Origin of the sequence: Micromonospora sp. NPDC050187 (assembly GCF_044459745.1) — a bacterium.
In the GTDB taxonomy this organism is placed as follows: domain Bacteria; phylum Actinomycetota; class Actinomycetes; order Mycobacteriales; family Micromonosporaceae; genus Micromonospora.
Window position 1 is genome coordinate 440,485 of the sequence record NZ_JBITJH010000003.1, and the last position, 6,321, is coordinate 446,805.

A 6,321-nucleotide genomic window follows, 5' to 3' on the forward strand; every position below is an offset into this window, starting at 1 on the left:
GGGCCGCCCCGGTCGGTCAGTCCGTACCCGACGGACGCCGGTTGCGCTGGCGGGGCCTGGCCGGACGGCGGGAGGGGGCGTCGCCCCGCTGGCTGGTCGACGCGGAGCCGGAGTGCGCGGGCTGCCGGTGGTTCGGCTTCCGCTCCACGGCCTTCGCCCCGCAGGCGCTACAGAACCAGCTCTGCCGCCAGCGATCCCGATCTCGCCGGTAGCGGGTGGTGTTCTTCTCCCACCGTTGCCGGTCGGCCTCGCGTGCGGCCCGGAACCTGAGGTATCCGCGGACGGCCCAGATGGCCAGGCCCACGACACCCGCTATCGCCAACGTCATGACGATGTCGCCCATCCGACCGAAGAAGGTCGACACCAGTGACAGCCCCAGCAGGAGTCCGAAGCCGCGCAGATACGACCGGAGGGGAAAAGCGTGGTGCCGTTCACGTGGACGTCGGGGCGGCGCCACCCGCAGCGCGAGATAGTTGAGGACCATGGTCCCCCGGTCGACCCGCCGCGTGTTCTCGTCCCAGACGATGCTGGTCTGCCGCATCGGCGCGGCGTTGCACCGGGGACACCGCTTGCCGCTCCGGCCGTCGGCGATGTGGTTGACGACCATGATCGCCTCTGCGTTGTACTGCAGGTCGACCTGTTGACCGGTCTGATCGAAGACCAGGTCGTACGCGTCCGGATCGCTCACTGGAAACTCTGCACCACGGCAGAGATGCCGGTCATGATGGCGGCGGCCGGACCGGCCACTTCCGCCGCCCGCCGCAGCAGTGCGACCGCCCGGCCCGGGTCACCGTCGACCGACGCCGCCCGGGCCTCCTCCAGGCAGCCGATGACCGGCACCAGCTCGTCCGCGTTCTCGGCCCGACCCACCTGCGTGATCAGCTCGTCGATCTTCTCGACCAGACGGCGGTGGCCCTCGTTGACGTGCACCGTTTCACCGTTGATCTGATACTGGACCGTCTGGTGCTGTTGATGGAACGTCGCCACAAACGTCTCCAAGGCTGTTCGCGTGCCGGGAGAGGAAGATTACCAACGAGCTGCCATGCCGTCGGCCGATATCCGACACGGGTAGGACCGTGCTTCTACGGACGGGCGCGTTCCGCCGGGCCGGTTCGAGCACTGACGGTGAACCTTGGACAGTTGCCGTTCGGATACGACGGTAACTGTCCAAGATTGACAAAATGCCGGGTGAACGGGACGGATGGTCAGTCGCGGTCTTCCGTCTCCAGTGGCCATTCCAGGCTCACTGTCCGGCGCAGGCCCTTGCCGTCGAAGTAGCGCTGGAGGTCGCGGCCCTGCTCGGCGTACCAGTCGATCTGGGCCCGGTGCAGGTCGTGCGGGTCCATCCGGGCGATCCGCTCGTGCCGGGCGGCGATGGAGCGGGCCAGGCCGGCGGCGGCGCGGGCATCACTGGCTGCCTCGTGGGCGGTGCCGGGCTCGACCTCGTAGTAGGGGCAGAGGTCGCCGAGTTGACGGCCGCCGTACCAGCGCGGCTCGACCTGCCGGTGCAGGACGGACGGGTCGATGACGATCGCCCGCTCCCAGGGGATCGACGGCAGGCCGTGCCGGGCGAGTTCGGTGTGCAGGGCGGTGACGTCGTAGGAGGCGCAGAAGGCCACCAGCGGCGTCGAGTCGGCGATCAGCTTCGCCACGGCGCTGCCGATCTCCGCCAGCGCCTCGGCGGGCGGGCGGCCGTTCGCCCGGACCATCTCGTCGGTGATGCCGTGCCGGTCGGTGGCGTCGGGTGGGATCGGCACGCCCGGGTCAACGAGCCAGGTGTCCTCGGTGCCGTCGGGGTGGGTCAGCGCCGCCGAGACGATCCGGGTGCGCATCGGCGCGGGAAGCGTCCCCTCCAGGTCGAAGCCGACCAGCGGCAGATCGTGCCAGCCGGGGTGGGTGCCGCGCGGCGGTGCGGTCCGGGCCGGTGCGCAGCCGGGGTGGTAGGTGCTCCAGCTACCTGCCACGTTGAGCCGCTGCCCGGCTCCGGCCTCGACCCGCTGGTGGCACCCGGCGCAGTAGCCGGCGTACTTGTTGATCACGTTGTGCTGCTCCTGGAAGAGGGATGGGGGACGTGCTGCCGCGTCCCGGTCGCCGGGGGTCGCCAGCCCGACCGGGATGGTGGGTCGACTCCTCGGCGAAACGCGGCCGAACAGACCGTAGTGCCTCCTGTGTGGACGGGCAGGGTCGGCCGGGTGCGGGGCACGGAAAGCCGGTCGGGGCGTCTCCGGAATCCGGCTCAGGGGGAGCGGAGGGTCGCGCAGCGTGGCGACGACCTTCGACTAGGGGTTCCGATTTGGAAAATATTGACGTCTACCCCTATCTGCTCTTCCGGGCAGAGCTATTAAGTGATATCTATCTCTTGCTGATCTTTCTCCTAGCCCCCGGGAGTGTGCGACGTGCGGAGATCCCGCTTGGTAACCCTCGCCCTGAGCCTCACAGCGGCTCTCGGCGCCACCATCGTGACGGCCGTTCCCGCCCAGGCGGCGGCCACCGACCGGTACGTCGCCCTCGGCGACTCGTACGCCTCCGGCGTGGGTGCCGGCAGCTACACGAGCGAGAGTGGCAGCTGCAAGCGCAGCACCAACGCCTACCCCGCGCTGTACGCCGCCAACATCAAGCCGGCCTCCTACAAGTCGGTCGCCTGCTCCGGGGCCACCACCACGAGCGTGATCAACAGCCAGCTCTCGGCGCTCACGTCGACCACCACTCTGGTCAGCGTCCAGGTCGGTGGCAACGACGTCGGCTTCGCCAACATCATGACCACCTGCGTGCTCTACGGCACGAGCCAGTGTGTGGCCTCGGTGGACGCCGCCATGGTCAAGGCCCGCAACGACCTGCCGCGACTGCTGGACAACGTCTACAACGGCATCAAGACCCGGTCCCCCTCCGCCCGGGTGGTGGTCGTCGGCTACCCGGTCTTCTACCAGCTGAACACCCCCTGCGTCGGGCTCACCGACACCGCGCGGGCGAAGATCAACGAGGGCATCAACCTGGTGGACGACATCATCCGCAGCCGGGCCACCTCGCACGGCTTCCGCTTCGCCGACGTGCGCAGCGCCTTTGTCGGGCACCAGCTGTGCAGCTACGGCACCAAGTGGCTGCACGCGCTGAACGTCCTCGACATCGGTGTGTCGTACCACCCGACGGCGGCCGGCCAGTCCGGCGGCAACTACCCGGTCTTCCGCTCCGTCGCGGGCTGAACCGGAGCCTCGTCCGCACCGGGCCCGCCGCGTACCGTCGCGGCGGGCCCGGTGCGTCGGTACACCCCTACCGGTCCTCTGTCGCCGCCGGCGGGGAACTCGCCCCCACGCTGGTCGCCGGTGGGGTCGCAAGTGTCGGCCGGGTCGACTCCAGGTTGCCGGCCATCACCGCGAGCACCCGTACCGTCTCCACGTACTGCTCGGTGGTGAGACCGCGCATCAGCAGATCGCGGGCCGCCTCGACCCGGGCGGCCACCTGGGTGTGGGCGATCCGGCCGGCTCCGGTCAGGTGGAGCCGATCGTCGTCGCTCCGGACCACCCACCCGTGTCGGGTCAGATCGTCCACGGCGCTGCCGCCGTCGGCGCCGAACGGAGCCAGGGCGGCGTCCAGTTGTGCGGCCGTCCGTGGGTCCTCGTGCAGCAGGTGCAGGGTCTGCCAGTGCCGCCGGCCGAGCCGGTCCTCGGCGAGGGCGGCCTCGAACTGCGCCTCGATCAGGTCGTGCAGGTGTCGTAGCCAGTAGCCGATGGGCCGGCTGGTCGGTTTCATGGCGCTCCCGGTCGTCCGATGTGCGGGCGTTCGGTCCGCAGTGTGGACGGGCAAGTCCTCGACACGGTCGAGGCGGGGTGTAGGGGTTGGCCCGGCTCAGTCCGCCGCCGGCAGAACCCGCTGGATCGCCGCGTGCAGCTCCGGGGCGTCCGGCTCGACCGTGGGGGCGAACCTCGCGGCCACCGTGCCGTCCGGCGCGACGAGGAACTTCTCGAAGTTCCAGCGGATGTCGCCGGTGTGGCCGTCGGTGTCCGTGGCCTGGGTGAGCAGCGCGTACAGCGGGTGCCGGCCGGGACCGTTGACCTCGACCTTCTCCGTCAGCGGAAAGGTCACCCCGTAGGAGATCCGGCAGAAGTCGCCGATCTCGTCGGCCGTGCCCGGCTCCTGCCCGGCGAACTGGTTGCACGGCACCCCGAGCACCACCAGCCCGCGTCCGGCGTAGGCGTCGTACAGCTTCTGCAGGCCGGCGTACTGCGGCGTGAGGCCGCAGCGGGAGGCCACGTTCACCACGAGGAGCGCACGCCCCCGGTGGCCGGAGAGGTTGGCCGTACCGCCGGCGAGGGCGTTGATCTCGATGTCGAAGACGCTCATGCCGGCGAGGTTAGCGCCGCGTAGGCGTACGCCGGCAGGCGACGGGCCGACCGGAACGGTGAACCCCGGGTGACGGCGAGTCGACACGCCGTACGGGACGGGCGCGCCCCGCTGACCGGCGGGGATCCGAGATGTAAATCGATAGATGCGCATCTTGACGAAGTGATGACGGCGTGAGTAGCGTCTCAACCACCATCTGGAAAGTTTCCTAACTGTTTAGGGAGACGCCGCATGAGAAGATCACTCCGCCGGGCCCTCTGGGCCAGCGCCGTGGTCGCCGTGACCGTCGCTGCGGTCCCGATGACCTCGGCCTTCGGCGCCGGCAGCGTGACCACCAGCTTCACCAAGGCCTCGGACTGGGGCACCGGTCACGAGACGCGGGTGACCATCACCAACGGTTCGGACGCTGCGGTCAGCACCTGGCGTATCGAGTTCGAGCTCCCCTCCGGCACCAGCGTCAGCAGCTCCTGGGACGCCGACGTCACCCGCAGCGGCAACCGGTACGTCGCGGTGAAGAAGAGCTGGGCCGGCGGTATCGCGCCCGGCGCCACCTTCAGCTGGGGCTACAACGGCACCGGGGCGTACAAGGCCCCGCTGAACTGCACGATCAACGGCGCCCCGTGTGGCGGTGGCACCCCGCCGCCGACCACCACGCCGCCCACCACGGCCCCGCCGACCACCCCGCCCCCGACGACCCCGCCGCCCACCACGCCGCCGCCGACCGGGGACAAGAAGCTCGTCGGCTACTTCGCCCAGTGGGGCGTCTACGGCCGGAACTACCACGTCAAGAACATCCACACCAGCGGCTCGGCCGCCAAGCTGACCCACATCATGTACGCCTTCGGCAACACCACCGGGGGCCGGTGCACGATCGGTGACAGCTACGCCGACTACGAGAAGGCGTACACCGCCGCGGAGAGCGTGGACGGCGTGGCGGACACCTGGGACCAGCCGCTGCGCGGCAGCTTCAACCAGCTCCGCAAGCTCAAGAAGATGTACCCGCACCTGAAGGTGGTCTGGTCCTTCGGCGGCTGGACCTGGTCCGGCGGCTTCACCCAGGCCGCACAGAACCCGGCCGCGTTCGCCGAGAGCTGCTACAACCTGGTCGAGGACCCGCGCTGGGCGGACGTCTTCGACGGCATCGACATCGACTGGGAGTACCCGAACGCCTGCGGCCTGACCTGTGACAACAGCGGTCCGAACGCGTTCAAGAACGTGGCCTCCGCGTTGCGGTCGAAGTTCGGCTCCTCGAATCTGGTCACCGCCGCGATCACCGCCGACGGCACCAACGGCGGCAAGATCGACGCCGCCGACTACGCCGGTGCCGCCGGGAGCCTCAACTGGATCATGGTGATGGCCTACGACTACTTCGGCGCGTTCAACGCACAGGGGCCGACCGCCCCGCACTCGCCGCTGCACTCGTACAACGGCATCCCGACGCAGGGCTTCTACGCCGACGCGGCGATCCAGAAACTCAAGGGCAAGGGCATCCCGTCCAACAAGCTGTTGCTCGGTGTCGGCTTCTACGGCCGGGGCTGGACCGGCGTCACCCAGGCCGCCCCGGGCGGCACCGCCACCGGCCCCGCGCCGGGCACCTACGAGCAGGGCATCGAGGACTACAAGGTGCTCAAGAACACCTGCCCGTCGACCGGCACCGTCGCCGGCACGGCGTACGCCAAGTGCGGCAGCAACTGGTGGAGCTACGACACCCCGGCCACCATCGGCGGCAAGATGACGTACGCGAAGAACCAGGGCCTCGGCGGGGCGTTCTTCTGGGAACTCTCCGGCGACACCAGCAACGGTGAGCTGATCGGCGCCATGAAGGGCAGCCTCGGCTGACCTGAGCGCACCACCCGTCGGGGGGGGGGGGGGGGGGGGGGGGGGGGCCCCCCCCCCCCCCCCCCCGGGGGGGGGGGGGCGCCCCCCGGGGGGGGGGGGGGGGGGGGGGGGGGGCGCACCCCCCCCCCCCCCCCGCCCGCGCCC

General features: G+C 70.2%; 7 protein-coding genes. 2 read left to right on the plus strand and 5 right to left on the minus strand.

Annotation, left to right across the window (positions count from 1 at the left end; all coding sequences use genetic code 11):
* Window positions 1–16 precede the first annotated feature (16 nt).
* The 3 genes from ACIBJE_RS07785 to ACIBJE_RS07795 all read right to left on the minus strand — a co-directional run bounded on the left by ACIBJE_RS07785 (window position 17) and on the right by ACIBJE_RS07795 (window position 2,039).
* Window positions 17–688 (minus strand): hypothetical protein, encoded by a 672-nt coding sequence (locus ACIBJE_RS07785; protein WP_396744494.1) that lies wholly within the window; start codon window positions 686–688, stop codon window positions 17–19.
* Complete coding sequence (locus ACIBJE_RS07790; protein WP_396744497.1) at window positions 685–987, minus strand: hypothetical protein; 303 nt, start codon at window positions 985–987, stop codon at window positions 685–687. Before ACIBJE_RS07790 ends, ACIBJE_RS07785 begins: the two co-directional genes overlap by 4 nt.
* Before the next feature lie 218 nt (window positions 988–1,205).
* Entirely contained in the window at window positions 1,206–2,039 is an 834-nt protein-coding gene (locus ACIBJE_RS07795) for an exonuclease domain-containing protein (RefSeq protein WP_396744500.1), read from the minus strand.
* Between the two features lie 357 nt (window positions 2,040–2,396).
* Between ACIBJE_RS07795 and ACIBJE_RS07800 the strand changes: the two genes are divergently transcribed.
* Complete coding sequence (locus ACIBJE_RS07800; RefSeq protein ID WP_396744503.1) at window positions 2,397–3,200, plus strand: SGNH/GDSL hydrolase family protein; 804 nt, start codon at window positions 2,397–2,399, stop codon at window positions 3,198–3,200.
* Window positions 3,201–3,267: 67 nt separating this feature from the next.
* Here ACIBJE_RS07800 and ACIBJE_RS07805 read toward each other — a convergent pair whose 3' ends face one another.
* Both ACIBJE_RS07805 and ACIBJE_RS07810 read right to left on the minus strand, forming a co-directional pair.
* Window positions 3,268–3,747 (minus strand): MarR family winged helix-turn-helix transcriptional regulator, encoded by a 480-nt coding sequence (locus ACIBJE_RS07805; RefSeq protein ID WP_396744506.1) that lies wholly within the window; start codon window positions 3,745–3,747, stop codon window positions 3,268–3,270.
* A 96-nt stretch (window positions 3,748–3,843) separates the two neighbouring features.
* A complete protein-coding gene (locus ACIBJE_RS07810) occupies window positions 3,844–4,338 on the minus strand; it encodes a glutathione peroxidase (RefSeq protein WP_396744509.1) in 495 nt (164 codons plus the stop codon).
* A gap of 231 nt (window positions 4,339–4,569) precedes the next feature.
* Between ACIBJE_RS07810 and ACIBJE_RS07815 the strand changes: the two genes are divergently transcribed.
* Window positions 4,570–6,177, plus strand: coding sequence for a glycosyl hydrolase family 18 protein (locus ACIBJE_RS07815; protein WP_396744512.1), 1,608 nt, complete (start codon window positions 4,570–4,572; stop codon window positions 6,175–6,177).
* Window positions 6,178–6,321: the final 144 nt, after the last annotated feature.